The 26,434-nt window shown below is 64.1% G+C and carries 21 protein-coding genes; 12 read left to right on the forward strand and 9 right to left on the reverse strand.

From position 1 onward, the window contains the following. The 8 genes from L632_RS0118010 to glpD all read right to left on the reverse strand — a co-directional run. Positions 1-580: FGGY family carbohydrate kinase (locus tag L632_RS0118010; RefSeq protein ID WP_036698826.1), on the reverse strand; the 580-nt coding region annotated here is incomplete at its 3' end. Positions 581-670: 90 nt separating this feature from the next. Next, positions 671-2,392 (reverse strand): ABC transporter substrate-binding protein, encoded by a 1,722-nt coding sequence (locus L632_RS0118015; RefSeq protein WP_028713883.1) that lies wholly within the window; start codon positions 2,390-2,392, stop codon positions 671-673. Positions 2,393-2,471: 79 nt separating this feature from the next. Next, positions 2,472-2,897: a DUF2160 domain-containing protein gene (locus L632_RS0118020; protein ID WP_028717305.1), complete on the reverse strand. Its 426-nt coding sequence runs from the start codon at positions 2,895-2,897 to the stop codon at positions 2,472-2,474. Beyond that, positions 2,897-3,700, reverse strand: a complete 804-nt coding sequence (locus tag L632_RS0118025) for a carbohydrate ABC transporter permease (RefSeq protein WP_028713885.1) — start codon at positions 3,698-3,700, stop codon at positions 2,897-2,899. The genes L632_RS0118020 and L632_RS0118025 overlap by 1 nt, the downstream gene beginning before the upstream one ends. Continuing rightward, entirely contained in the window at positions 3,700-4,587 is an 888-nt protein-coding gene (locus L632_RS0118030; RefSeq protein WP_028717306.1) for a carbohydrate ABC transporter permease, read from the reverse strand. Before L632_RS0118030 ends, L632_RS0118025 begins: the two co-directional genes overlap by 1 nt. After that, the gene (locus L632_RS0118035) at positions 4,587-5,672 is read right to left on the reverse strand and encodes an ABC transporter ATP-binding protein (protein WP_028717307.1); all 1,086 of its coding nucleotides are present in this window, start codon (positions 5,670-5,672) and stop codon (positions 4,587-4,589) included. The genes L632_RS0118030 and L632_RS0118035 overlap by 1 nt, the downstream gene beginning before the upstream one ends. Before the next feature lies 1 nt (position 5,673). Continuing rightward, positions 5,674-6,753 (reverse strand): ABC transporter ATP-binding protein, encoded by a 1,080-nt coding sequence (locus L632_RS0118040; RefSeq protein WP_028717308.1) that lies wholly within the window; start codon positions 6,751-6,753, stop codon positions 5,674-5,676. Between the two features lie 12 nt (positions 6,754-6,765). Then, on the reverse strand, positions 6,766-8,349 hold the full coding sequence (gene glpD, locus L632_RS0118045) for a glycerol-3-phosphate dehydrogenase (RefSeq protein ID WP_028717309.1): 1,584 nt from the start codon (positions 8,347-8,349) through the stop codon (positions 6,766-6,768). 445 nt (positions 8,350-8,794) lie between these two features. Here glpD and cysD point away from each other — a divergent pair, with 445 nt between their 5' ends. From cysD to L632_RS23625, 12 genes are all read left to right on the forward strand, one after another. Beyond that, positions 8,795-9,730 (forward strand): sulfate adenylyltransferase subunit CysD, encoded by a 936-nt coding sequence (gene cysD / locus L632_RS0118050; RefSeq protein WP_051416303.1) that lies wholly within the window; start codon positions 8,795-8,797, stop codon positions 9,728-9,730. Between the two features lies 1 nt (position 9,731). Further along, complete coding sequence (gene cysN / locus L632_RS0118055) at positions 9,732-11,654, forward strand: sulfate adenylyltransferase subunit CysN (protein WP_036698812.1); 1,923 nt, start codon at positions 9,732-9,734, stop codon at positions 11,652-11,654. A 559-nt stretch (positions 11,655-12,213) separates the two neighbouring features. After that, positions 12,214-14,025 carry a polysaccharide pyruvyl transferase family protein gene (locus tag L632_RS0118060; protein WP_028713892.1) on the forward strand — a complete coding sequence of 604 codons (1,812 nt, stop codon included), beginning with the start codon at positions 12,214-12,216 and terminating at the stop codon, positions 14,023-14,025. Positions 14,026-14,040: 15 nt separating this feature from the next. Continuing rightward, entirely contained in the window at positions 14,041-15,207 is a 1,167-nt protein-coding gene (locus L632_RS0118065) for a hypothetical protein (protein WP_028713893.1), read from the forward strand. Beyond that, positions 15,207-15,884 (forward strand): ABC transporter ATP-binding protein, encoded by a 678-nt coding sequence (locus tag L632_RS0118070; protein ID WP_028713894.1) that lies wholly within the window; start codon positions 15,207-15,209, stop codon positions 15,882-15,884. The genes L632_RS0118065 and L632_RS0118070 overlap by 1 nt, the downstream gene beginning before the upstream one ends. A gap of 16 nt (positions 15,885-15,900) precedes the next feature. Then, on the forward strand, positions 15,901-16,686 hold the full coding sequence (locus L632_RS0118075; protein WP_230375418.1) for an ABC transporter permease: 786 nt from the start codon (positions 15,901-15,903) through the stop codon (positions 16,684-16,686). 270 nt (positions 16,687-16,956) lie between these two features. After that, the gene (locus tag L632_RS23615) at positions 16,957-18,948 is read left to right on the forward strand and encodes a polysaccharide pyruvyl transferase family protein (protein ID WP_051416304.1); all 1,992 of its coding nucleotides are present in this window, start codon (positions 16,957-16,959) and stop codon (positions 18,946-18,948) included. A 13-nt stretch (positions 18,949-18,961) separates the two neighbouring features. Then, positions 18,962-19,741 carry a class I SAM-dependent methyltransferase gene (locus L632_RS23620; RefSeq protein ID WP_028717311.1) on the forward strand — a complete coding sequence of 260 codons (780 nt, stop codon included), beginning with the start codon at positions 18,962-18,964 and terminating at the stop codon, positions 19,739-19,741. Between the two features lie 70 nt (positions 19,742-19,811). Further along, a complete protein-coding gene (locus tag L632_RS24465) occupies positions 19,812-20,921 on the forward strand; it encodes a hypothetical protein (protein ID WP_156933693.1) in 1,110 nt (369 codons plus the stop codon). Between the two features lie 117 nt (positions 20,922-21,038). Continuing rightward, positions 21,039-22,769 carry an FAD-dependent oxidoreductase gene (locus L632_RS0118095; protein ID WP_198021851.1) on the forward strand — a complete coding sequence of 577 codons (1,731 nt, stop codon included), beginning with the start codon at positions 21,039-21,041 and terminating at the stop codon, positions 22,767-22,769. 35 nt (positions 22,770-22,804) lie between these two features. Continuing rightward, complete coding sequence (locus L632_RS0118100; RefSeq protein WP_156933694.1) at positions 22,805-23,320, forward strand: hypothetical protein; 516 nt, start codon at positions 22,805-22,807, stop codon at positions 23,318-23,320. Between the two features lie 230 nt (positions 23,321-23,550). Further along, the gene (locus L632_RS23625; RefSeq protein WP_156933695.1) at positions 23,551-24,735 is read left to right on the forward strand and encodes a hypothetical protein; all 1,185 of its coding nucleotides are present in this window, start codon (positions 23,551-23,553) and stop codon (positions 24,733-24,735) included. 16 nt (positions 24,736-24,751) lie between these two features. On the opposite strand, the gene L632_RS0118110 is transcribed toward L632_RS23625, so the two are convergent. Next, complete coding sequence (locus L632_RS0118110; RefSeq protein ID WP_028717315.1) at positions 24,752-26,371, reverse strand: FAD-dependent oxidoreductase; 1,620 nt, start codon at positions 26,369-26,371, stop codon at positions 24,752-24,754. Positions 26,372-26,434: the final 63 nt, after the last annotated feature.

Below are 26,434 nucleotides of genomic sequence, written 5' to 3' on the forward strand. Positions count from 1 at the left end.
CGGCGATGTTGAAAAGCAGGGTGCGGGCGGCATTGGTGGCGTCGGTGGCATGGGTGCGGCCCCCGGTCAGGTTCCAGATCAGCCAGCTGTCCACGGTGCCGAAGGCGAGCTCGCCGCGCCGGGCGCGATCGCGGGCGCCGTCGATATTGTCCAGGAGCCATTTCAGCTTCGAGCCCGAGAAATACGGGTCGAGCAGCAGCCCGGTGCGGGCGGCGATCATCGGCTCGTGCCCCTCGGCCCTGAGCCGGTCGCAAAGNNCNGCGGTGCGGCGGTCCTGCCAGACGATGGCGCGGTGCAGCGGCCGGCCGGTCTTGCGGTCCCAGAGGAGCGTGGTCTCGCGCTGGTTGGTGATGCCGATGGCGGCGATGTCGCCGGCATGCAGCCCGGCCTTCTCCACCGCCGCACGCGCCACCCCCGCAACGCTGACCCAAAGATCCGAAGCATCGTGCTCGACCCAGCCGGAAGACGGGAAATGCTGCGGGAATTCCCTTTGCGCCGCGGCGACGGGGTTCAGCCCGGTGTCGAAGATGACGGCGCGCGACGAGGTCGTGCCCTGGTCGATGGCAAGGATATGGGTCATGGCGATTTCCGGAATGTCGTCGATCCGGCGCATAGAGACGGCCGGGGAACGAAGGATGGGGGCGAGGCCCGGCCCCGCCCCCGCCAGGCGTCACTGCCAGGACTTGATCAGCTCGTCATAGGAGATCGTCTCGCCTTGCGGCTTTTCGTTCTCCAGCGGTCCGACGGGAGAGCCCTCGGCGTCCAGCCATTCCTGCGGGTCCTTTTCCTCGTTCAGCTGGGGGCCCAGGTCGCCCTGCACGCCGGACCGCTCCAGCCGGGCCAGAACCCGCTCCTGCTCGGCGCAGAGTGAATCCAGCGCCTCCTGCGGGGTCTTGGCGCCGGAAAGCGCGTCGCCGATGTTCTGCCACCAGAGCTGCGCGAGCTTGGGATAGTCCGGGATGTTGGTCCCGGTCGGCGACCATTGCACGCGGGCGGGGGAGCGGTAGAACTCGACAAGCCCGCCAAGCTGCGGCGCGCGCTCGGTAAAGGACTGGTCCTGGATCGTGGATTCGCGGATGAAGGTCAGCCCGACATGGGATTTCTTCACATCCACGGTTTTCGAGGTCACGAATTGCGCATAGAGCCATGCGGCCTGCGCGCGATCCACCGGTGTCGATTTCATCAGCGTCCAGGAGCCCACGTCCTGATAGCCGATCTTGGTGCCCTCGGACCAATAGGCGCCGTGCGGGCTGGGCGCCATGCGCCATTTCGGCGTGCCGTCCTCGTTCATCACCGGCGTGCCGGGCTTGACCATATCGGCGGTGAAGGCGGTGTACCAGAACATCTGCTGGGCGATGTCGCCGCGCGCCGGGACCGGGCCGGCCTCGCCGAAGGTCATGCCCATGGCCTCGGGCGGGGTATAGTTCTTGAGCCAGTCGATGGCCTTGGTCACCGCATAGACCGCCGCCGCGTCGTTGGTCGCACCGCCGCGCGCCACGCAGGAGCCGACGGGGCGCGAGTTCTCGTCGACGCGAATGCCCCATTCGTCGACCGGCAGCCCGTTCGGCTCGCCCTTGTCGCCCATGCCGGCCATGGACATCCAGGCATCGGTATAGCGCCAGCCCAGGGACGGGTCCTTCTTGCCGTAGTCCATGTTGCCCCAGGCCTTCGCGGGGCCGCCCTCGATATAGGACATGTCGCGGCCGGTGAAGAATGCGGCGATATCCTCATAGGCCGACCAGTTGACCGGCACGCCGAGGTCGTAGCCGTATTCGGCCTTGAAATCCTCTTGCGTCTTGGCGTCGCTGAACCAGTCGTAGCGGAACCAGTAGAGGTTGGCGAACTGCTGGTCGGGCAACTGGTAAAGATCGCCGTCCGGCGCGGTGGTGAACTCCAGCCCGATGAAATCGTCGAGGTCCAGCGTCGGGCTGGTGAAGTCCTTGCCCTCCTCCTCCATCCACTTGGTCAGGCTGCGGGCCTGCTGATAGCGCCAATGCGTGCCGATCAGGTCGCTGTCGTTGACATAGGCGTCATAGATGTTCTCGCCGGTCTGCATCTGGGTCTGCAGCTTCTCGACCACGTCGCCCTCGCCGATCAGGTCGTGGGTGACCTTGATGCCGGTGATGGCGGTGAAGGCCGGGGCCAGCACCTTGGCCTCGTATTCATGCGTGGTGATGGTTTCCGAGACTACCTTGATCTCCATCCCCGCCAGCGGCTGCGCGGCGTCGATGAACCACTGCATCTCCTTCTCCTGGTCCTCGCGCGAGAGCGAGGAGAGGTCGCCGATCTCGGCGTCGAGAAACCTCTTCGCCGCCTCCATATCCGCCCAGGCGGGCGCCCCCATGACCATCAGCGCAAGCGCCATGGCCGTGGTCCTTTGCATCGGTCTCATGTTTTCCTCCCTTGGAATGAGACGTTGATCCTTGCGCCCCGGGCAATCGCCGCTGCCCCTGGGGCCGGTTCGAACCCGGTCAGACCCAGCGGAACACCGCCGCGGCATAGACGAGGCAGAGCGCAAGCCCCCACCACAGCAGCGGGCCTGCGAAGAACAGCCAGCCCAGGCAGATGAAGGCCGAGCCGAGAAGCGAGATGAACAGCCGGTCGCCGCGCGTCGTCTCGATGCGCAGGATGCCGCGGCGCGGGGTTTCGGGAAACCGGATGGCGAGGATGGTGAACAGAACCAGCAGGCTGGCGATCACCCAGAAGAACAGCGCCACCGGAAAGGTCCAGGCCATCCAGCCGCCGGGGACCATCGGCGCGGTCCAGTCCCTGGCGCCGTCCTCGGCCGGCGTGGCCAAGACCAGCAGGGCCAGGATGGCGGCCATCACAAGGGCGGCCCCGGCATAGATGGCGGGCCAGGCCTTGCGCTTGTGCGTCGGGATGGCGGCGTCGGACATCAGACCCTCCCCAGGGCGAAGCCCTTGGCGATGTAGTTGCGGACAAACCAGATCACCAGCGCACCGGGGATGATGGTCAGCACCCCCGCCGCCGCCAGCACGCCCCAGTCCATGCCGCTGGCGGAAACCGTGCGCGTCATCGTCGCCGCGATGGGCTTGGCGTTCACCGAGGTCAGGGTGCGCGAAAGCAGCAGCTCGACCCAGCTGAACATGAAGCAGAAGAAGGCGGCGACCCCGATCCCGCTGGCGATCAGCGGCATGAAGATCTTCACGAAGAAGCGCGGGAAGCTGTAGCCGTCGATATAGGCGGTCTCGTCGATCTCCTTCGGGACGCCGCGCATGAAGCCCTCGAGGATCCAGACCGCCAGCGGCACGTTGAACAGGCAATGCGCCAGCGCCACCGCGATATGGGTGTCGAACAGCCCGACCGAGGAATAAAGCTGGAAGAAGGGCAGCGCGAAGACCGCCGGCGGCGACATGCGGTTGGTCAAGAGCCAGAAGAACAGGTGCTTGTCGCCCATGAAGCTGTAACGGCTGAAGGCATAGGCGGCCGGCAGCGCCACGGCGATGGAAATCACCGTGTTCATAACCACATAGATGATGGAGTTCACGTAGCCCATATACCAGCTGGGATCGGTCAGGATCACCCGGTAGTTCCGCAGCGTCAGGTTGTGCGGATAAAGGCTGAAGGTGCCGGTGATCTCGGCATTGGTCTTCAGGCTCATGTTGACCAGCCAGTAGATCGGGATCAGCAGGAACAGCAGGTAAAGCACCATGACGATGGCCGAGGGTTTGACGCGCATCACATGGCCTCCGGGATGTCGGACTGGCTGCGGTCCATGCTGGTCATCACGGTGTAGAACACCCAGGACACCAGCAGGATGACCAGGAAATACATCAGGCTGAAGGCTGCCGCCGGGCCCAGGTCGAACTGTCCCACCGCCATCTTCACCAGGTCGATGGACAGGAAGGTGGTCGAGTTGCCGGGGCCGCCGCCGGTGACGACGAAGGGCTCGGTATAGATCATGAAGCTGTCCATGAAGCGCAGCAGCACGGCGATCAGCAGCACGCCCTTCATCTTGGGCAGCTCGATATAGCGGAACACCGCCCAGCGGCTGGCCTGGTCGATCTTGGCGGCCTGGTAATAGGCCTGCGGGATGGATTGCAGCCCGGCATAGCAGAGCAGCGCCACAAGGCTGGTCCAGTGCCAGACATCCATGACGATCACGGTGATCCAGGCGTCCAGCGGATCGTTGGTGTAGTTATAGTCGACCCCCAGCGCCGCCAGCCCCCGGCCCAGCAGGCCGATATCGGTGCGGCCGAAGATCTGCCAGATCGTGCCCACCACGTTGAAGGGGATCAGCAAGGGCAGCGCCATCAGCACCAGCACCAGGCTGGACCAGAAGCCCTTCTTGGGCATGTTCAGCGCCACGAAGATGCCCAGCGGCACCTCGATCGCCAGGATGATGGCGGAAAACAGCGCCTGCCGTCCCAGCGCCCCGTGCAGGCGCGAGGAGTGGATCATCTCGTCGAACCATTCCAGGCCGGCCCAGAAGAACTCGTTGTTTCCGAACGTGTCGTTGAAAGCGTAGTTCACCACCGTCATCAGCGGGATCACCGCCGAGAAGGCGACGACGGCCAGCACCGGCAGGACCAGGAACCAGGCCTTGTTGTTCTGGGTCTTTTCCATCAGGCCGCCCCCTCCCCCTGCGGCGCCATGCGCCAGTCGTCGGCATAGACGTTGATCTTGCCCGGCGCGAAGGCGACCTGCGGCAGGCCCTCGACCGGCATGCCCTCGGGCATGACCACGTTCAGCGGCCGGCCCGCCACCTCGCCGCGTACCAGCCGGTGGCGCCCCACATCCTCGACGCGGCGGATGGTCAGCGGCAGCCCGCCGCTGGGCACCAGCGTGGCATGTTCGGGCCGGATGCCGATCTGCACCCGGCCGGCGGCGGGGGCGTAATGCCCACCCAGCGCCACCACCTCGCCGCCGGGCAGCAGGGCGCGGTCGCCCCGCACCTCGGCATCGAGGAAGTTCATCCCGGGCGAGCCGATGAAATAGCCGACGAAGGTATGGGCAGGCTTCTCGAACAGCTCCTCGGGCGTGCCCATCTGCACCACGCGGCCCTCATACATGACCACGACCTTCTGGGCGAAGGTCAGCGCCTCGGTCTGGTCGTGGGTGACATAGATCATGGTATGGCCGAACTGCCGGTGCAGCTGCTTGAGCTGGGTGCGCAGTTCCCATTTCATCTGCGGGTCGATGACGGTCAGCGGCTCGTCGAACAGGATCGCGTTCACGTCCTCGCGCACCATGCCGCGGCCAAGCGAGATCTTCTGCTTGGCGTCGGCGGTCAGGCCCTGCGCCTTGCGCGACAGCATCGCCTCCATGCCGATCATCCGGGCGATCTGGTCTACGCGCGCCTTGATATAGGCGGCGTCCTTGCCGCGGTTCTTCAGCGGAAAGGCCAGGTTGTCGCGCACGGTCATCGTGTCATAGACCACCGGGAACTGGAACACCTGGGCGATGTTGCGCTCGGCCGTCGGCGCGTCGGTCACGTCGCGGTCGTTAAACAGCACCCGGCCGTGGCTGGGGGTCAGCAGCCCCGAGATGATGTTCAGGAGCGTGGTCTTGCCGCAGCCCGACGAGCCCAGCAGCGCATAGGCGCCGCCGTCCTGCCAGACATGGTCCATCTCCTTCAGCGCGTAATCCGCCTCGGATCGCGGATGCGCGAGATAGCTGTGGGCGAGGTTCTTGAGCGTGATCTGCGCCATGTCAGGCCGCCCTCGCATAGGCGGCCGGGGCGGCAAGCCGCTCGGACGCATCGAACAGGTAGACATGCGCCGGGTCCAGCCAGACCGAAAGCGGCTGGCCGGCGGTCAGCAGATGCACGCCCTCGACCAGTCCGACCCAGCGGTCGGCGCCGTGTTCGACATGGACGAAGGTTTCCGAGCCGGTGATCTCGGTCCCGACGAGCGTACAGGCGAACTCGACCGCCGCCGGGCCGTGCCGGGTCAGCGACAGATGGTTGGCGCGGAACCCGGCCAGATAGGCGCCGTCCGGCAGGTCGGAGAAACTGCCCGAGGCCAGCGCACTTTCGCCGAAGCTGACGGCATCGCCCTGCTTGCGGGCGCCGACGAAATTCATCGGCGGATCGCTGAAGACCCGCGCGGTGGTCGCATCGACCGGCTGGCGATAGACGGCGGGCGTGGGGCCAAACTGCGTCACCCGGCCCTGCCACAGCGTCGCGGTCTGGCCGCCCAGCAGCAGCGCCTCCTCGGGCTCGGTGGTGGCATAGACGAAGATCGCGCCGGAGGCCTCGAAGATGCGCGGGATCTCGACCCGCAATTCCTCGCGCAGCTTGTAGTCGAGATTCGCCAGCGGCTCGTCCAGCAGCACCAGCCCGGCGCCCTTGACCAGCGCGCGCGCCAGCGCGCAGCGCTGCTGCTGGCCGCCCGACAGTTCCAGCGGCTTGCGGGCCAGCATGGGCGTCAGGCGCAGCATCTCGGCGGTCTCGCGCACCTTGCGGTCGATCTCGTTCCGCGGCCGGCCCAGGATGCGCAGCGGCGAGGCGATGTTCTCATAGACCGAAAGGCCGGGATAGTTGATGAACTGCTGGTAGACCATGGCGACGCCGCGGTCCTGCACCCGTTGCCCGGTCACGTCCTGCCCGTTCCAGAGGATGCGGCCGGTCGAAGGCTGGTCCAGCCCCGCCATCAGCCGCATCAGGCTGGTCTTGCCGGACAGCGTCGGCCCCAGCAGCACGTTCATGGTGCCCCTTTGCAAGGTCAGGCTGGTGGGATGGATATGCACCCTTCCCCCGACCGACCGGGACACGCCCTGCAATTCCAGCAAAGCCTTCCTCCCCTATTCCGCCGCCGGATGGGCGGCATGCCGCTTGTCCACGAACGCCTCCAGTTCGCGGCGCTGTTCCTCGTTCATGTGCAGGCCCAGCTTGGTGCGCCGCCACAGGATGTCCTGGGCGCTCTGGGCGAATTCGTTGCGGATCAGCCAGTTCACCTCGGTCTCGGTCAGCCCGGCGCCGAAGTCGCGACCCAACGCCGCCATGCTTTCGGCGCCGTTCAGCAGCAGGAAGGCCTCGGTGCCGTAGGTGCGCATCAGCCGGCGGGCAAGCCGCGGCGACAGGAACGGATAGCTGGCCTGCAGCTGCGCGACCACATCCTCGGCCCCGTCCACCGGAAAATCGCCGCCCGGCAGCGGCACCCGCGCCGTCCAGTCGCCGCCGGCCTGCGGAAAGAAGGGCGCGAGCTTGGCCAGCGCGCTTTCCGCCAGCCGCCGATAGGTGGTGATCTTGCCGCCGAACACGTTGAGCAGCGGCGCACCGCCCTCGTCGAGGCTGAGCACATAGTCCCGCGTTGCCGCCGTGGCCGATTTGGCCCCGTCATTGTAAAGTGGCCGCACCCCGGAATAGGTCCAGACCACCTGGTCGGGCGTCACCGCCTTGGCGAAATACTGGCTGGCGAAGGCGCAGAGATAATCGCGCTCGGCATCCGAGCAGCGCGCCTCGCCCGGCGGGCCCTGATGGTCCATGTCGGTGGTGCCGATCAGGGTGAAATCCTCCTCGAAGGGGATGGAGAAGATGATCCGCCCGTCCTCGCCCTGGAAGAAATAGCAGCGGTCGTGATCGTAAAGCCGCGGCACGACGATATGGCTGCCACGCACCAGCCGCACCCCTTCCGAGGACTGGATATGCGCGACGTTGCGGATCACCGCCTCGACCCAAGGCCCGCCGGCATTGACCAGCGCGCGGGCGTGGTGGATGCGCATGCCCTCCGGCCCCTCGGTGGTGACGCGCCACAGCCCGCCCGCCCGCTCGGCATGGGTGACGCGGGTGCGGGTCAGGATGGTGGCGCCGCGCGCCTGCGCATCGCGGGCATTCAGCACCACCAGCCGGGAATCCTGCACCCAGCAGTCGGAATATTCCCAGCCGAGCCGGAAGCCCGGCTTCAGCGGCGCGGCCAGCGGATCGCGGGACAGGTCCAGCCGCCTGGTGCCCGGCAGGATCCTGCGCCCGCCCAGATTGTCGTAAAGGAACAGCCCCAGCCGGATCAGCCAGGCCGGCCGGCGGCCCCGCAGCCAGGGCATGGCGAAGGACAAGAGCCGCGAGGTGGGCGTGTCGCTTTCGAACCGCATCTGCGGCGAATAGGGCAGCACGAAGCGCATCGGCCATGAGATATGCGGCATGGCGACCAGCAGCGTCTCGCGTTCCTCCAGCGCCTCGCGCACCAGCCGGAACTCGAAGAATTCCAGATAGCGCAGCCCGCCGTGGAACAGCTTGGTCGAGGCCGAAGAGGTCGCCTGCGCCAGATCGCCCATCTCGGCCAGGGTGACCGAAAGCCCGCGCCCGGCCGCGTCGCGCGCGATGCCGCAGCCGTTGATTCCGCCGCCGATGATGAAAAGGTCGGCCTCGGGCCGCGCTGGTGCTGACACGCCGATCCCTCCCCCGTCGTTTCGCGCCTGTCGATAGCGAAAAGGTGTAACGGCTGCGTGATTCCCGTCAAGCGAAAATTTTCGTTTATGATCGTTTTGCGGAAATCGAATGTTCGGGCGCGGCGTTGCGGCGAATTTCGTTGGAAAGTGCAGCGTCAGAGGCGCAAGAAGGGCAAAATGCCGCGCGTTTTCGTGGAGCTGCCTCGGCGCGGGCTTCGCAAGGGCGGTCAGATGCGAACCTAAACGAACATTGCCGAAAAGAAAGCCGCGGGTGGAACCACGGTCTGGCGAAACCGGTCGGCAGGCCCGGCCCGTCCGCGGATTCCGCGATGCAGCGGAACGGTGGTCCTTTCCGTGGTCGCAGCGCCGTTTCAGGCTCCGTTGGTCTTGGTCTTGCTGCGAAAATCTGGCAAAGGACGCGCATCCAAGAACAAGGGCCACCCAGATGAACAGCCAATCCGTCATACATACCGGGGGTCAGGCGGCCACGCTGACCCATCTCCAGCGCCTGGAGGCCGAAAGCATCCAGATCATGCGCGAGGTGGTCGCCACGGCCGACAACCCGGTGATGCTGTATTCCGTGGGCAAGGATTCTGCCTGCATGCTGCATCTGGCGAAGAAGGCGTTCTATCCGGCCCCGCCGCCCTTCCCGCTTCTGCATGTCGACACCACCTGGAAGTTCCGCGCCATGTACGAGCTGCGCGACCGCGCCGCGGCCGAGGCCGGCATGGAATTGATTGTCCACCACAACCCCGAGGCGATGGAAAAGGGCATCAACCCCTTCGACCACGGCAGCCTGCATACCGACATGTGGAAGACCGACGGGCTGAAACAGGCGCTGAGCAAGTTCAATTTCGACGTGGCCTTCGGCGGCGCCCGCCGCGACGAGGAGAAGTCGCGCGCCAAGGAGCGGGTGTTCTCGTTCCGCTCGGCCAACCACCGCTGGGACCCCAAGAACCAGCGCCCCGAGCTGTGGAAGCTTTACAACACCCGCAAGGGCAAGGGCGAATCGATCCGGGTCTTCCCGCTGTCGAACTGGACCGAGCTGGACATCTGGCAATACATCCACCTGGAAGGCATCGACATCGTGCCGCTGTATTTCAGCGAGCCGCGCCCGGTCGTGGAACGCGACGGCCTGCTTATCATGGTCGATGACGACCGCTTCCCGCTGCGCGACGGCGAGCAGCCGGTGATGAAATCGGTGCGCTTCCGCACGCTGGGCTGCTATCCGCTGACCGGTGCTGTGGAATCCGACGCCCGCACCCTGCCCGAGGTCATCCAGGAAATGCTGCTGACCACCACGTCCGAGCGCCAGGGCCGCGCCATCGACCACGACCAGTCCGCGTCGATGGAGAAGAAGAAGCAAGAGGGGTATTTCTGAAATGAACCTTCAAGACAAAGACCCCGTCTACGTCACCGAGGCGCTGATCGCCGAGGATATCGACGCCTATCTGCTGAAGCACCAGCACAAGACCATGCTGCGCTTCATCACCTGCGGTTCGGTCGACGACGGCAAGTCGACGCTGATCGGCAGGCTGCTCTATGACAGCAAGATGATCTTCGAGGACCAGCTGGCCAGCCTGGAAAACGATTCGAAGGTCGTGGGCACCCAGGGCGGCGAGATCGACTTCGCCCTGCTGGTCGACGGCCTGGCGGCCGAGCGCGAACAGGGCATCACCATCGACGTGGCCTATCGCTTCTTTGCCACCGACAAGCGCAAGTTCATCGTCGCCGACACCCCTGGCCATGAACAATACACCCGCAACATGGTCACCGGCGCCTCGACCGCCGACCTGGCGGTGATCCTGATCGACGCCCGGCAAGGCGTGCTGACCCAGACCCGGCGACACAGCTATCTGGTGAACCTGCTCGGCATCAAGAACGTGGTGCTGGCGGTGAACAAGATGGACCTGGTCGATTACTCGGCCGAGCGGTTCTACGAGATCGTCGCGGATTATTCGCATTTCGCCAAGCAGATCGGCATGGACAGCTTCCTGCCGATCCCGATCTCGGGGCTCAAGGGCGACAATATCGTCAGCCACAGCGACAACATGCACTGGTATCAGGGCCCGACGCTGCTGGGCCATCTGGAAGAGGCACCGGTCAGCGACACGCGCATGCTGGACCAGCCATTCCGCATGGCGGTGCAATGGGTGAACCGGCCGAACCTGGATTTCCGCGGCTTCGCCGGCCAGATCGGCGCCGGCGCGGTGCGGCCGGGCGACGCGATCCGGGTGCTGCCCTCGGGCAAGACCACCACGGTCAAGTCGATCGTCACCTATGACGGCGATCTGGACCAGGCGGTCGCCGGCCAGTCGGTGACGCTGACCTTCGCCGACGAGATCGACTGCTCGCGCGGCGACGTGATCGTGCAATCGGATCAGCCCTGCGAGGTCGCCGACCAGTTCGAGGCGACGCTGGTCTGGATGGCCGAGCAGGAGATGCTGCCGGGCCGCCCCTACCTGCTGAAGATCGGCACCCAGACCGTCACCGCCACCGTCACCGAGCCGAAATACGAGGTCAACGTCAACACGCTGGAGCATCTGGCCAGCAAGACCCTGGGGCTGAACGCCATCGGGGTGGTCAACATCTCGACCGACCGGCCGATCCCGTTCGAGGCCTATGCCCAGAACCCCGACCTTGGCGGCTTCATCCTGATCGACCGCATGACCAATGCCACGGTGGCGGCGGGGATGATCCATTTCGCGCTGCGCCGGTCGCAGAACATCCACTGGCAGGCGCTGGACGTGAACCGCGAGGCCCATGCGGCGCTGAAGAACCAGAAGCCCGCCGTGGTCTGGTTCACCGGCCTGTCCGGCTCGGGCAAGTCGACCATCGCCAATATCGTCGAGAAAAAGCTGCATGCGCTTGGCAAGCACACCTTCCTGCTGGATGGGGATAACATCCGCCACGGGCTGAACCGCGACCTGGGCTTTACCGATGCCGACCGGGTGGAGAACATCCGCCGCGTCGGCGAGGTGGCGAAGCTGATGACCGATGCGGGGCTGATCGTGCTGACCGCCTTCATCTCGCCCTTCCGCTCGGAACGGCAGATGGTGCGCGACCTGATGGCGCCGGGCGAATTCGTCGAGGTCTTCGTCGACACGCCGCTGGAAGTGGCCGAGGCGCGCGACGTCAAGGGCCTCTACAAGAAGGCGCGCGCGGGCCAGCTGAAGAACTTCACCGGCATCGACAGCCCCTATGAACAGCCCCAGCAGGCCGAAATTACCGTCAACACCGTCGACCTGACCCCGGAGGACGCCGCCGAGCGCATCGTGCAATATGTCCTGCGCGAAATGAGCTGACGGCCGCACCATGCAAGGCGGGCGGGCGGCAAATCGCCCGCCTGCTCCTCCATCCGGAGCGATTTCCGGAAACCGGCCCGCCGGGGTGGCCCGCAAGCTTCGACCGGGAATCTCCGCGGGGTTTCGGCTGCCGCGCACCAGCAAACCGGCGCGGCAGGCCCGCGACTCCGTCGCGGCGATCCGGCGCTTTCCCCGGCTTGCGGGCCGCCTGCCGGGCCATGGTCCGGCATAAGAATCCGGAAGGAAGGCGCATTGGGCGGATTTCCGCCCAGATTTGACCCTGCCGGACAGGTGGTTTGACGGTCACCGTGGGCGGCCTGCCACAGCGTGCCGCGCGGACAAATTCGGCTTTATCGACAGCGCGTTGGAAATCCTTCTGCATTCAGGGCATTCTGCATTCTTTTGATGCTGAAGCATTTGTGAACCCGGCAAAGCCCTGCCTTTTTTCGCAGTCTCGGTTGCAGGAACTGAACGATTCAGTTTAACAACGCCTCGTATCGACCGACTTGTTTCGGTCCCTTTTGGCCAACCTGACGAACGCCTGAAACGAGACACAGACATGCCTTTCGGCGGACCGCTTCCAGCAGACGTCCTGTTCTGCTCGTTCCACACACCTGACGACTATTACGCACAGTCAGCGCAGAACCTGCGTCGTTCGCTGGACCGGCTGGGCATCGCCCATGAGATTGCCGAGGTTCCCAAGGCGCCCGGCGAGGAATGGCTGGAGATCTGCCGCAAGAAGATCCCGTTCCTGCACTCGGTCTGCGAGAGCAACCCGAAGCGCAAGATCTTCTGGATCGACGTGGATTGCGACATCGACTACCTGCCGGATTTCGTCTCGGGCTTCTCGGCCGACATCATCGGCTTCCAGCGCGGTTTCGGCCATCCCATGCGGATCGGCTATGCCAACAGCGCGCGCTTCTGGGAGCCGTGCTTCTGGGGCATCAACACCACGGCCGCCGCACGCAACTACATCCGCGACGCCCGCGCCGCCTGCGAAACCATGACGATGCGCGCCACGGACGATTTCTTCTTCGAGGAAGCCTGGCGCAAGAACGCCGATCAGCTGACCTTCCAGATGATTCCCTCGTCCATGCTGCTGGGGCGCGCCGACCTGCCCGACAGCGGCCGCCGGCCGTTCTTCTATTTCGGTTCCAGCGGCAATGTCGCCACCTTCAAGGGGCTGGCCGCCCAGCACAGCCGCTCGACGGCGGCGGCGCGCGCCCTGTCCGGCGGGGCAAAGCCGAAATCGGTCGCGCTGCAGGCCGCGCGCCGTCTGCAGGGCGCCCTGCCCCGCCGGGTCGCGGTGCCACTGCGGCGGCTGTCGGACAGCATTGGGCTGACGGAATACCTGTCGCCCACCATGCCGGCCTCGCGCGAGCTGTCGCAGCGCAGCATCTACAATCTGGTCCATGAGGCCCGCAGCGGCAATCGCGAGGCGGTCGAGGCCCGCATCGCCGATATCTCGTCCCGCCGGCTGCTGGGCAATACCGACCGGGTGGTGATCGGGGCGGCGATGGCCTTCCTGGATCATGTAACGAACGGAACCGGCGCGCCGCTGCCGCTGCTGTGGTGGGACAAGCCTTATCCGGGCAATTACGGCGACTGGCTGTCGCCGCTGATCCTGCAGGCCCATGCCGGCAGGCCGGTGCGCTTCCAGCGCCATGACGAGATCGGCGCCGGGCCGCATCTGATGGCCGTCGGCTCGATCGGGCGCTTCGCGCAGAAAAGCTCGATCCTCGTCGGCACCGGCTTCAGCCGCGCCGATACCGAGATCGCGCCCGATGCGACCTATATCTCGTTGCGGGGTCCGCATTCGGCGCAGCTGGTCGCCGAGGCGGGCGGGCCGCGCGTCGAACGCTTCGGCGATCCGGCGGCGATCCTGCCCCGGTTGATCCCGCTGGAACGGCCGCAGGCGACGAACGGGCGCCTGGCGCTGGTGCGCCATTTCGCGCATCGCAAGCTGTCGCTGCGGCTGCCCGAGCAGGTGGACGAGCTTTCGGTGCTGCTGTCGCGCCGCGCCGATATCGAGTCGCTGATCGGCACCCTGCTGCAATATGATGCGGTGCTGACCAGCGCGATGCATGTCTACATCACCTGCCATGCCTATGGCATTCCGGTCGGGCTGATCACCTTCGAGGGCTTCGAGGACGCCGTCGCCGGCGACCGGATCAAGTATCGCGACTACGCCGCCGGCGTCGGGCTGCCCGAACGCCTGCCGCAGACGGTGGGCCTGGACCTGCGTCATCGCGCGCTGACCGACCTGGTCGAGCATGACCGCATTTCCGAGGCGGCGATGGATGACATCGAATCCGCCCTGACAGAGGCCGTCGCGGCCTATGACCGCGCCGCCCGTCCCCTGATGCAATAACGATCGGAACGGCTCGTGAAAGATCTGGAAACTCCGCAGCGCACACAGCCCGCCAACCCGCGTGTCCTGCCTCCGGTCGGCCGCTCGGGCTGGAAGCGGGTTCATACGCTGGTGCTGGCCAGCTTCCTGCTGGTCTTTGCGCTGCCTTCGCTGCTTGTCGCGACCTACATGTTCCTGATCGCCAAGGACCAGTATGTCTCCGAGGTCTCTTTCGTGGTCCGCGACGAAGAGACGCCGAACCTGGGGCTGCTGGCCGGATTCGGCCTGTCCTCGGTGGGCAACACGACCACGGATGCGCAGATCCTCTACAAATACCTGCGCAGCCCGAACTTCGTCGCCCAGCTCGACCGCGAACTGGACCTGCGGGCGATGTTCACCAAGCCCAAGGGCGACCCGGTCTTCACGCTGCGTGAGGGATCGAGCCAGGAGCAGCTGGTGGATTACTGGCGACGGATGGTCACCATCAGCGTCGATTCGGCGACCGGCATGATCGAGATCGAGGTGCGCGCCTTTACCTCCGAGGACGCCCACCGCATCGCGCAGGGCATCCACAAGGCCGCCGGCCGCCTGGTCAACGCCGTCTCGGACGAGGCGCGCGACAATTCGCTGCGCTACGCCCAACGCGACCTCGCCAAGACCGAGGACGACCTGGCCAAGGCCCGCGTGGCGCTGGCGCGCTTCCGCGACAAGTACAAGCTGATCGACCCGCAATCGGTGGTGAACATCAACGCCTCGGTGGTCACCAGCCTGTCGCAGGAACTGACCGAGGCCATGGTCCAGGTCGAGACCCTGCGTAACCAGGGCACCGCCGATGTCCGCCTGACCCAGGCCCAGCTGCGCGTCGATGTGCTCAAGCGCCGGATCGAGCAGGAACAGCAGAGCTACGCCACCAGCGCGCCCAGCGATGTCAGCTTCAGCTCGGTGGTGGACGAATACACCAAGCTGCAGCTGGACCTGGAACTGGCCGAGAAAAGCTATGCGCTCGCGCTGTCGGGGGTCGAGGGCGCCCGCGCCAAGTCCGAACAGGACAGCCGCTACCTCGCGACCTTCGTCGAGCCCACCCTGGCCGAGACGGCCACCCGCCCGCGGCGGCTGATGATCACGCTTCTTGCCGTCACCTTCATCTTCATCGGCTGGCTCAGCCTCGTGCTGATCGGCTATAGCAACCGCGACCGACACTGATGATCCGGCTGGAGAACCTGTCGAAAAGCTTCACGGTCAACGGGCGCACCACGGTCGTGGCGCGCGACGTGAACGTGACCTTCCCGACGGGGACCAGCGTCGGCCTGCTGGGCCATAACGGCGCCGGCAAATCGACGCTGCTGCGGATCATCGCCGGCGTTATCCGGCCCGATCGCGGGCGGGTGGTGACCACCGGCACCGTATCCTGGCCGGTGGGCTTTGCCGGCAGCTTCCATCCCGACCTGACCGGCGCGCAGAACACCCGCTTCATCGCCCGGGTCTATAATGTCGATGCCGACAAGCTGCTGGCCTTCGTCGCGCATTTCTCGGATCTGGGGCATCACCTCTACCTGCCCTTCGGGCATTACTCGTCGGGGATGCGCTCGCGGCTGGCCTTCGGCGTGTCGATGGGCATCCATTTCGACACCTATCTGGTGGACGAGGTGACCTCGGTCGGGGACGGCAATTTCCGCGACAAGAGCCAGAGCTATTTCCGCAACCGGCTGAAGAACAGCGGTGCCATCATGGTGACACATTCCATGCGCATGATCCGCGCGGTCTGCGATTCTGCCGCGGTGCTGCACAAGGGGCAGCTGACCTATTTCGAGGATGTCGAGCAGGCCATCGAGGTGCACCAAGCCAATATCGGCGCCAGCGGCGTGGACGACGAGGACTGACGCGATGCAAGCCCTGATGCCCCAACATCACCCCCTGACCCGGATGCCGGCGCTGCGCACCATCTTCGCGCTGATCTTCCGCGAGATGTCCACCTCTTACGGCAAGTCGCCGGGCGGGTTCATCTGGACGGTGCTGGAGCCGGTGGGCGGCATCGCGCTGCTGACCATCATCTTTTCGCTGGGCGTGCGGGTGCCGCCGATGGGGTCCAGCTTTGCGCTGTTCTATGCCTCGGGGCTGCTGCCCTTCATCATGTTCCTCGACATCAGCCGCAAGATCGCGCAATCGCTGTCCTTCTCGAAGCAGCTGCTGTTCTATCCCGGCGTGACCTTCGTCGATGCGATCATCGCGCGCTTCGTGCTGGCCTGCATGATCCAGGCGCTGGTCTTCGTGATCGTGCTGACCGGCATCATCTATTACGACGATATCGAGCTGATCGTGAACCTGCCCCGGATCATGCTGGCCTTCCTGATGGCCGCCGGGCTGGCGCTCGGCGTGGGCTGCATGAACTGCTTCCTGATGCGGCGCTTTCCCGTCTGGGCCAACATCTGGGGGATCATCACCCGGCCGCTGTTCCTGCTGTCGTGCATCTTCATGTCCTTCGACAGCATTCCGATGCCCTATCGCGATTATGTCTGGTTCAACCCGCTGATCCATATCGTCGGCACCAGCCGCTCGGGGTTCTATTCGACCTATCGCGCCGAATATGTCGAGCCCCTCTATGTCATCACCATCGCCGCGGTGCTGTTCGCCGCCGGCCTGGCGCTGCTGACCAAATGGCACCGCGATCTGGCGCAGCGATGAAATACCCGGCCATGGCGGTGCCATGGCCAAGCCCGGAAGCCGGCCCTTGCGCCGGACCGAAATACCCGCCCCAGCGACGGCATCCCCGTGCCGTGCCAGGGTCTTGGCCAGCCCGTCACCCCCGCAGCGAAAGCGGGACCGCCGGGCTTGGTTTCCGGATTGATCCGGAAAGGTAAGATACTGATTTTTTTGTTTATACATAATCCTCCTCCCCTCCCTATTGCCGTCGCGTCTGCGGCAGGTGAAACCTCTCAAGGAAAAGCTGCTCCCATGACCGAAACAAGCGCCAACACCAACCTCTTCCAGCCCTCCCCAACCCCCGTCTCGGTGCGCCTGGCCAAGAAGCTGTTGCCCGAAGCCCTGCTACGCTATGTCCGCCGCCGCGGCGAGGTGGCCAGCCAGCGCATCACCATCGTCAGCTTCTATACCGAGGGCGGCTATTACGAAGAAAAGGCCAACGAGCTGCGCGCCCGCTGCGACGAGCTGGGCATGCTGCACGACATCCAGCCCATCACCTTTCCCGAAGGCACGAGCTGGAGCGAGATCTGCCGCGCCAAGGTCCGCTTCTATCGCAAGATGCTGCTCAAGCATCGCAGCACGATCATGTGGGTCGACGTGGACACCAAGCTGCTGCGCAATGTCGATAACCTGGCCAGCCGCGCCTATGACATCGCGGCCTTCATGCGCGGATTCCGCTTCCTACCGCAGGAAAATTTCTCGCTTTACGCCCGCCGCTTCCATCCGGGCTATCTGATCCTGAACTACACCCGCGAGACGCTGGAACTGCTTTACGAATGCAAGCGGGTCGAACGCGAAACCGAGGGCGATTTCACCGACGACTACATCCTCGAAGAGGCCTTCCGGCGCACCAGCGCCCGGCCGCGGCTGCTTGTGCTGTCGCCCAATGACGTCGTCCGCCCGCAGGATTCTGAAAATCCCGGCGCCTACTTCCTGCATGGCGACAGCGGAAACGTCAAGGAATTCAAGGGCAAGGTGCTTCAGCACACCCCCGACATCATGCGTCCCGAAAGCCAGAAGGCGGTCATTCTGGACCTGATCTCCGACGCGGCGCGGGCGGGGCGGCGGACGCTGGTCTGCGACTATTTCCACGCCCTGCTGTCGCGCGATCCCGAGGATTACGCCAGCTATCACCGGCTGCTCGAGATCTCGGCCAAGTTCAAGGACCCTTCGGTGCTGAAGGCCAATCTGGCGCGCTATCGCGACAACGAGCATCTTCACCCCTATGCGCTGCGCTTCCAGCTCTTGCAGGCGATCGACCAGAAGGCATGGGCCCGCGCGGACGAGCTGTTCTCCGAGATCCTGCTGACCGGGAACGAGGCGGTCATCAGCTTCTCGCGCAGCCGGCTGTTCCGCGCCTCGCTCGACCGGCGGGCGGAACAGCGCGGCATTGAGCCCTCGCGGCGGGTCAAGCTGTTCTGGTGGGAACAGCCTTATCCCGGCAACCTGGGCGACATCGTGAACCCCTATATCGTCGAGAAGGTCACCGGCATTCCCCCGGAATGGGCGGGCCGCGGCATCGGGCTCTGCGCCATCGGGTCGGTCATCAAATACGCCCGCGAGGGCAGCCGGGTCTGGGGCAGCGGCACGCCGAATTCCCGCGACACCCTGGCGGCAGGGGCGCATTACCACGCGGTGCGCGGCCCGCTGACCCGCGACCTGGTCATCGCCAACGGCGGCACCTGCCCCGAGGTCTATGGCGATCCGGCCTGGCTGCTGCCGATCCTCTATCCGCGCACGGCCAAGCCGCGCCACAAGACCGGGCTGATCCTGCATTTCACCCATGAAGAGATGGCGACCCCGGTCGATCCGGCCGTCAAGCGCATCGACATCCGCCGTCTCGGCTATGACGAGATCGAGGCCTTCCTGGACGAGATGCACGATTGCGAGCGCATCGTCTCCTCCTCGCTGCACGGCGTGATCATCGCGCAGGCCTACGGCATTCCCGCCTGCCTGGCGACGGTTACCTCGTCCAGCACCCAGATCCATGGCGACGGCATCAAGTTCGACGACTATTACCAGTCGATCGGCCATGAGCGCGCGCCCGAGGCGGTGGACCTGTCGCAATTCTCCGGCCTTGATCCGGACACCATCCCCGCCGAGCGTTTCCTGCTGGCCCGCAAGCCCATCGACATCGCGGCCCTGCTGGCGGCGGCGCCCTTCGAGGCCCTGCCCGAGGTGACCCGCGCCGCCGGGGAGTGGATGGCAAGCTGGCAGGCCGGACCCGTCCCGGCCAGGACCTGAAAGAACACGATACATGGATCAATCCCACAAAGAGGGCGAACCGGCCCCCACCCCTGTCGCCGCCCCCGCCGGGGCCGGGGAAAGCCGGTTCGCCGTCACCTATCTGCGCGAGAACTCGCCGACCTGGGACCGCGCGCGGTTCCGGGCGGTGCTGGGAGGCGAGATCGAGCCCGAGACCCAGGCCGAGATCGGCCGGCGGCGGACGGCGCTGCGCAACTATGCGCCCAGCCCCCTGCACCGTTCTTACGGCGGCAAGTCCCATGCCGGGCGCGAGGGGCCGGGCCTGGTCACCTCGGACATTCTGGCGATCTCGCCCGCCTATGGTGCTGTGCTCTACAATCTGGCGCGCAGCATCGAGGCAGGGCTGATCCTCGAGGCAGGCGCGGGTTTCGGCATTTCGTCGATGTATCTGGCCGCGGCCGCCCGCCGGGCCGAAGGCGGCACGCTGCTCTCCTTCGAGATCTCGGATTATGCCGAGATCGCCCAGGCTTCGGTCAACCTGATCGATCCCGGCTCGCGGGTGGTGCAAGGCGATTTCGCCTGTTTTTCCTCCTATCTGGCCGGTGCGGCCGAGGTGGATCTGGCCTTTATCGATGCGGTGCATGAAAAGGATGCCATGCTGCGCAGCTTTCGTTCCCTGATCGGTTGGATGGCGCGGCGATCCATGATCATCGTGGACGATCTGTCCTATTCCGAATCCTCGCGCGAGGCCTTTCGCTGCATGATCCGCATGGAGCACCATGATTTCGTCTGCATCGTGAATCGGCGGTTCGGAGTGCTGATCAAGGGATAGGCGGGTTCATCACCTGCAATAACCCTAACAGCTATGAGATTGGGAAAACCGGGAAATCAAAGGTGAAACTGTGAAGCGTATATTTCTACATATAGGGCAGCCAAAGAGTGGAACAACTGCGCTTCAAAGAACCTTTGCTGCTTATAATGATTCTCCCGCAAATAGATTCATTCACTATCCCCTCAACGGAAGATACGGCCGTTATCAAAAGAAAGCGGTTGCTCATCACAATCTTGCCTACGAGCTATATGCACCAAAATCCTTCCGGCCAGATTTTGGAGGGTGGAGTGATCTACAGGCCGAGATAGATGCCACCGAGAAAGATAACGTTGTGATCTCCAGCGAAGCGTTCCGACGCTTCTTGGCAAACGCAGCCGCCGGAAAACTCCGCAAACTTTTTCCTCAATATGATTGCAAAGTAGTTCTTTATCTGCGCCCACAATGGGACTATATCGAATCCGGCTATAATCAACTCATAAGATTCGGGCGATACCGCGGAAATATCGGGTCGTTCTATGAGCAGCAAGGCAGAAAGCTGATAGATTATCAGAATATTGTTACTGCCTGGAGCAAGGCGGTTGGACAGGATAACATCATCTGCCTGCCCTTCAACAAAGAAGTGAAGACGAATGGCATAGTCAAGCACTTCATTTCACACGCCCTAAATATGAATGTCGACGTTCCGAGCTCGGAGACGGCGAATACGAAAGCTGGACTGAGAGCACTTAGTGCAATACGTTACTGTTCGGCGAGATACAAACGGAGAACCGGGCAGGAGGCCCTTCCGACAAAGTATATCATGATGCTATCAACTTTGTTCAGGAACTATCCGGGGGAGGTAAATGATTTCTCCTTCATGACTCCAGAGCTACGGCAAAAAATATACCAAGAATCTCTTGAAACGAACAAGTGGCTTGCTGATCGCTTTCCTGGTTTCTCCAGTCCCGAATTTCTTGCTTGCGCCGACCTTGAAAGAAGAGACACAGTAACTAAGTTTCCGGAGCTAAGCAAAGAGGAGACAGAGTTGTGCGACAGCTTGATCAGAGCTGCGGCCCGCGGCAGGCTTCTGCTACGCTATAGTAACGGGCAACGTGTTCCGGAAGAATGGTGGCGGGGAAAGCCTTCTATTCTGAACTTGAAGTCTTGGAAGCCGAGCCTGTGGATGTTCCGACGGAGTTGAGCAGCAGCCAAATCAGGTCGGAGGCGTCCCCGGTCTTTTCCAAAGGCTGAAGCCCGGCTGACCCCAAATCCGACTTACCGCTGCACGACCCGGAGCGCGCAGTTCAGGAGCGACATGATGAGAAAATTCGACGTCTTTGTCCACGGCGCCACCCCGTCGGGGATTTTCTCCGCCATCGTATGCGCGCGGGCGGGAAAATCCGTCGTGATTCAGGCACCGGAATCGTCAATCGGCGGCATGATCACCGGCGGGCTCGGCATCACGGATGCTCCGCATCGATTCAAGAACTGGGCTGGCGGGGTCGTCGAGGAATTTACCGACGCGGTTTCCTCGATCACCGGCTATAACGCTTCAAGCTTCCTGCAGTGGAACTTTCCCCCTTCGGTGGCGCACCGGGTATTGTCCCGGATGATCCGTGCAGAACCGAATATCGTTCTGGCGTTGGGTGAAACCATCACGCAGGTCATCCGCAATGAGATCGTGGACCAGGACGGCCAACCGGACAGCGCCGTTGCGGAACGCGGAACCCGCATCGCCGCGATAGCCACGGAAGGATGTTCCTGGCTGCGAAAGCCGGGAAAAGGCGGGGTCTATGCCGCAAAGGTCTATATCGATGCCAGCTATAATGGCGGCCTCATGGCTGCCGCAAACGTGCCCTGGAGAATTGGCCGCGAGGCGGCCTCGCAATTTGGCGAAGACTATGCGGGCGCCAATCCCGGCTGCGTCACCGAGCGCGCTTACGATGTCGTCGATGAGAAAGGCAATCTCACCAAATACGGCGGCTGGCGCGCATTCGAACCCAAGGGCAGCGCCGATCGCAGAAGCATGGCGATGGGTTTCAGGAATTGCATTACCAACATTCCCGGCGAACAGAACTTGCGTTTCCCTGCGCCGCCTGGTTTCGACATTCGCGATTTCTCCGATGAGATCCGGATTGCAAATGACGACCCGTCACTTAAGATCAACACCCGCGAACATGCCTATCGGCCCATATATCGCGCAACCTACGATGCCGAATCGGCAAGCCGCGCCATTCCGGATTTTCCGGACCTGAACGAGGTTCAGCGGCAGAATGCATGGCTGCGTTTTTCCAACATCAGGAACATGTCGGAATATCGCGACAAGTTTTCTGCAAACGGAAGTGATGTTCGCGGCCCCATATGCGCTGAGTATTGTGAAGCCTCGGATCGGCGCCGCCATGAGATTCGCGAGCTCCTCGCTTACAGGGAACTAGGCCGCCTGCACGTCTTTCAACAGCGCCCGGAAGTGCCATACGATATTCGAAAGCGTTTTTCGCCTTGGGGGCTTTGTGCCGACGAGTGGCAGGAAGACTATATCCTCACCCCTGGCTGGCCTTCCGAACTTTATCAACGCGAAGGCCGCCGCCTGGTCGGACAGGCGACGATCAATTTCTGGCATGCGGTTTACGAGGTGAACTGGGACGACAGCATCGCCGTTGGCCAATATGTCCTCGATTCGAAGGCAAAAACCCAGTCCGCGATTCCATTTGGTGGAACGCGTTTTGAGGGCCATCTGGCTGTTCAGCCCTTCCCGGATGCCAACGGAACGGAAGTGAATGCCGGGAATTACAATTTTATCACCGTTCCGCTGCGGGCGGTTGTTCCTCCGGTCGGGGAATGCGACAACCTTATCGTCAGTTGGGGCATATCGGCCAGCGAGGTTGCCTTTACCGCCATCAGGCTGGAGCCCTTCCTGTCCGCAGTCGGCGAAGCCTGCGGCCATGTCGCGCTGACCAGTCTGGAAATGGAGGTTTCGCCGGCAAAACTGTCTTACGCGCCGGTTCAGAATCGCCTCAAGAAGGCCGGCCTGACGATTACTCGCTTCTGATGCTTCTGATGTTCAAGAACAGGATGGCAAGAAACATGGATAACGTCAAAAAGGCGGGCCGCAGGGAAACGCAAGCCTTCACGACCGGAGGCCCGGGCTTGACGATCGTTTCGCCGGATGGCCGTTCCGGTGCGGCGCATTTCATCGTCGAAAGCCCGAATTTCCCCTTCGGAATCGGCGATGTGGATATTTCCAGTGACCAGGAACAGGCCATCGAACTGCAGGCGCAGGGGAAATATATCATCGACAATATCACCATCTGGGCCCCTGCGCGCATTGAGCCGGGCGCCGCGCTGTTGACCCTTCGAACGCTCGACCAGAAAAGAGGCGGCGGCCTGCTGCTGGTGGAAAATGCGGATCTGGGCAGGCTGGCCGAAAAGAATGCCATCCAGGATTTCCCGATCCGGCTGGGAGAATGGCAGGAGGCGCCGTATCTTTACGCGCAGGTTTCGCCGCAAGGAATTGGCACGGTCCGGGTCCAGATTTACGGCCGCATTCTTTCCCTCGCGGACCATCACGCGCGCAGCTCCTATCGGGATCGCCTTCGGTAAAGCCCGAACGGGCGTCTTGCTCTGTCGCATGGATATTTCCCAGCGCCGCAAGCGCCGCTTTTGATTAATATGTATATGATCCATTTGTCTGCGTTTCGACGCTTTTTGGTCCTCTCTAAAATATCATTCTGATTGCGGCTGAAACTTGGTTATTGTCGCAAGCGTAATCGAACTGTGTCGTTCACCAGCATGAAGGTTATCCGCAGGAACAGTTCCGACAGGAATTCAGGATGCTGGATGCAGTCAGAAGGCTCTGCCGGGTCGTGGCACAGGAAGGCGTCACCGGTGCCATCAACCGGGTCCGATACCGTCGCGACGACCGGCTGATGCGCGAGATCAGTGCCCCTTCCGGCCAGCCCATGGCGCTTGTCGGCCACGGGCCGCTGAAGGCGCGGTTTCAGGCCGAGCTTGCGCGCCACGGGCTTCTGGCCGCCGCCTCGGCCGGCTGCCGCTCGATCGTCTTCAACCCCGGCGCTGCCGAGCTTGGCGCGGGGGATCTGGCCGCGGCCGTGCTGGACGACGACTATCTTGCGGCGGCCGGACCGCAGGACGGCGCGATCCAGGCGCTGCTGGCATCGGGCTGCGCGATGATCGTCGGTTCGGAGGAAGGCCTGCGCCGCGCGCTGGCGCTGGGGGCGGCGCTGCCCGACATCACCCTGGTCCCCGACCGGGCTCCGGGACACCAGACCAGGCTGGCCATCGGGCGCTGGCTCGCCTATGCCGGCGCCCTTGATCCCGCCCGCTATCTGGAGGAGGTGCTGGCCTTTGCACCGCCGATCGGCGACCGCGCGCATATCTGCATCAGCCTGCCGGAATATCTGCAAAGGCGCGACAGTTTCCGGCAGGGCAATCCGGCCGGCTTCCGCTTCTTCGACGGCATCCGCCTGCTGCCCGCCTGGAAGGGCTGTGCCTGGAGCTACAAGACCGTCGCCGCCAAGGCGCTGCAATCCGGGGCGGAGCGCCTGACCATCTGCGAGGACGACGCCTTCTTCAGCCCGGATTTCCCGCAATATTGCGCGGCGATCCACCGTTATCTGGACCGCGCCGACTGGGACGTCTTCAACGGCGTGATGACCCGGATCGAGGGCAAGCCCAAGATCAGCCTGCGCAGGCGGCTGGGCGACAATCACATCATCCACACGCCGCACATGATGGGCATGGTGTTCAACGTCTATAACCGCATCGCGCTGGAATGGATGGCAGACTGGTCCCCAGATGCCGGGGATGCGAGCACGAATACCATCGACGAATGGCTCAACAGCATGCCGGGGCTGCGGGTGGTCTCGGCCGTGCCCTTCATCGCCGGCCATCGCGAGGACGTGCATTCCACCATCTTCGGCTTCAAGAACCAGCGCTACAGCGGCATGATCCGCGCGACCGAGCGCGAGATCCTGTCGCAGGTCGAATCCCGCTGACTGCCCGGGCGGCGGATCACCCGGCCGACTTCCCCTGCCCCGGCAGCTTGCGGCGATATCCGGCGATCTTGCGGCGGAGCCGTGCCCGGATGAAGGTGGCCGAGGGCCATTGCCGGAACCGCGCCTGACGCAGTTCCACCACCGACCGGCCCCGGATCTGGTGCGCGGGGACACCGTGCCGGTCGGCAAGATGGGCCATCATGGCGGCCGCGGCCCCCAGTTCCATCCAGGTCGGCTCCATGCGGATCGAGCTGAAGGCGACATGGCTGGCCGAGACGCCGCAGACCGAGAAGAAGTTCCGGCAATCATCGGGATGTGCCAGGATGATCCAGCCCGGCAGGGCATAGCGGTGGGCGCTGTGCGAAAAGAACATCCCCTCGCGCAGGACATTGGTCCCGGTGCGGTTCACCTGCCAGCGCACTGGCTTGCAGTCCAGATGGTATTTGCCGATGCAGATGGCGTCGGCCGGATCGACGCCGCCGCCTTCGATGTCCTGCTGGCGAAAGACATGCGCGCCGACAAGCCTGCGGCCCTCGCGCACATAGACCTCGGGAGGCAGATGGCCCGAATCGGCATATTCGTCCGCGGGCAGGCCGAACTGGCCGAAGAACCGCCGCAGGCGGACGGGCACCGAGTCGTCGTTCTGGATGAAGTGCAGCAGCGCCTGGGTATAACGCGCGAAATCCTGGGTCAGCGCCTTGCGGCGCTCCATCGAAGCTTTCACCCATTCCTGCGTCAGCGCCGGATTGTTCAGCGGCGCGGCCGGGCCGGAATTCATGTCGAACTTGCCGTTCGGCAGCTCGTTCAGCTTGAAATAGGCCGATTGGAAGGTCGTGCCCTGCATCGGGATGGCCTTCGAGGTGATCCGCCCGGCCCGGATCAGCAGCCCAAGGCGGCGGAACAACGCGAAGTTGCGGAAATCGAAATCCTCGGGCGCGATGACCGGCAGGCGGTTTTCGGGCCGGTTGGTCAGCGTGGGGCGGATGCAATAGCTTTGCAGCCGGTCGTCGCCCGTTCCCGGTTCGGCAGGGGGCGACCAGGGCAGGACATAGGGCAGCGGCCGGCCATCCTGCCGCGGGTCGATCGCCGCCTTGGGCTGCCAGGGCAGAAGCGGGCCGAACGGCTGCCGTCCGGCCAGGCTTTCGCCGAACTCGCTGGCGGATTCGCGGCCCAGCCGGTGACGGATGCCGGCAAGGTGCATCAGGTCGCCCTCGTAAGAGGCATCGACCCACCAGCGTGACGACACCTGCCGGCCGTCGCTCAGCCGGCATTCCGCCAGGCGCGGTCCCTCGCGGCGGATGCCGCCGATGTCGCAATGCAGCGCCAGTTCGACGCCGCTGCGCGCCAGCATGGCGCGAAAGACCTTCAGCGCCATGCTGCTTTCGATGCGGACCGGCAGGTGCGGCATGGCATATTCGTCGCGCACCGCCCGGAAGAACTCCAGCGGCACCCCGGTGATCAAGCCGCTGTTGAGCGTGTCGGCGGCATTCAGCCCCGAGGTCATCATGCCGCCCACCCGCCCCGAGGGCTCGACCAGCAGGGTGCGCAGCTTCAGCCGCGCGGCGGTGATCGCCGCGACGATGCCGGCGGGCGTGGCGCGATAGACCAGGAAATCATAGGGCTGGCTGACGGTCATGGCCGGCTTTCGTGCCACAGATCCGTGCGGATGGAAAGTCGCCCTGCCGGTTTTTCCGGCGGC

It is taken from the genome of Paracoccus sp. J39 (assembly GCF_000518925.1).
In the GTDB taxonomy this organism is placed as follows: Bacteria; Pseudomonadota; Alphaproteobacteria; order Rhodobacterales; family Rhodobacteraceae; genus Paracoccus.

What these genes read in the sequence shown, in the direction of transcription:
- L632_RS0118015 (WP_028713883.1), bottom strand. Translation starts at nt 2,392, where the DNA reads ATGAGACCGATGCAAAGGACCACGGCCATGGCGCTTGCGCTGATGGTC.
- L632_RS0118020 (WP_028717305.1), bottom strand. Translation starts at nt 2,897, where the DNA reads ATGTCCGACGCCGCCATCCCGACGCACAAGCGCAAGGCCTGGCCCGCC.
- L632_RS0118025 (WP_028713885.1), bottom strand. Translation starts at nt 3,700, where the DNA reads ATGCGCGTCAAACCCTCGGCCATCGTCATGGTGCTTTACCTGCTGTTC.
- L632_RS0118030 (WP_028717306.1), bottom strand. Translation starts at nt 4,587, where the DNA reads ATGGAAAAGACCCAGAACAACAAGGCCTGGTTCCTGGTCCTGCCGGTG.
- L632_RS0118035 (WP_028717307.1), bottom strand. Translation starts at nt 5,672, where the DNA reads ATGGCGCAGATCACGCTCAAGAACCTCGCCCACAGCTATCTCGCGCAT.
- cysD (WP_051416303.1), top strand. Translation starts at nt 8,795, where the DNA reads ATGAACAGCCAATCCGTCATACATACCGGGGGTCAGGCGGCCACGCTG.
- cysN (WP_036698812.1), top strand. Translation starts at nt 9,732, where the DNA reads ATGAACCTTCAAGACAAAGACCCCGTCTACGTCACCGAGGCGCTGATC.
- L632_RS0118060 (WP_028713892.1), top strand. Translation starts at nt 12,214, where the DNA reads ATGCCTTTCGGCGGACCGCTTCCAGCAGACGTCCTGTTCTGCTCGTTC.
- L632_RS0118070 (WP_028713894.1), top strand. Translation starts at nt 15,207, where the DNA reads ATGATCCGGCTGGAGAACCTGTCGAAAAGCTTCACGGTCAACGGGCGC.
- L632_RS0118075 (WP_230375418.1), top strand. Translation starts at nt 15,901, where the DNA reads ATGCCCCAACATCACCCCCTGACCCGGATGCCGGCGCTGCGCACCATC.
- L632_RS23615 (WP_051416304.1), top strand. Translation starts at nt 16,957, where the DNA reads ATGACCGAAACAAGCGCCAACACCAACCTCTTCCAGCCCTCCCCAACC.
- L632_RS23620 (WP_028717311.1), top strand. Translation starts at nt 18,962, where the DNA reads ATGGATCAATCCCACAAAGAGGGCGAACCGGCCCCCACCCCTGTCGCC.
- L632_RS0118095 (WP_198021851.1), top strand. Translation starts at nt 21,039, where the DNA reads ATGAGAAAATTCGACGTCTTTGTCCACGGCGCCACCCCGTCGGGGATT.
- L632_RS0118100 (WP_156933694.1), top strand. Translation starts at nt 22,805, where the DNA reads ATGGATAACGTCAAAAAGGCGGGCCGCAGGGAAACGCAAGCCTTCACG.
- L632_RS23625 (WP_156933695.1), top strand. Translation starts at nt 23,551, where the DNA reads ATGCTGGATGCAGTCAGAAGGCTCTGCCGGGTCGTGGCACAGGAAGGC.
- L632_RS0118110 (WP_028717315.1), bottom strand. Translation starts at nt 26,371, where the DNA reads ATGACCGTCAGCCAGCCCTATGATTTCCTGGTCTATCGCGCCACGCCC.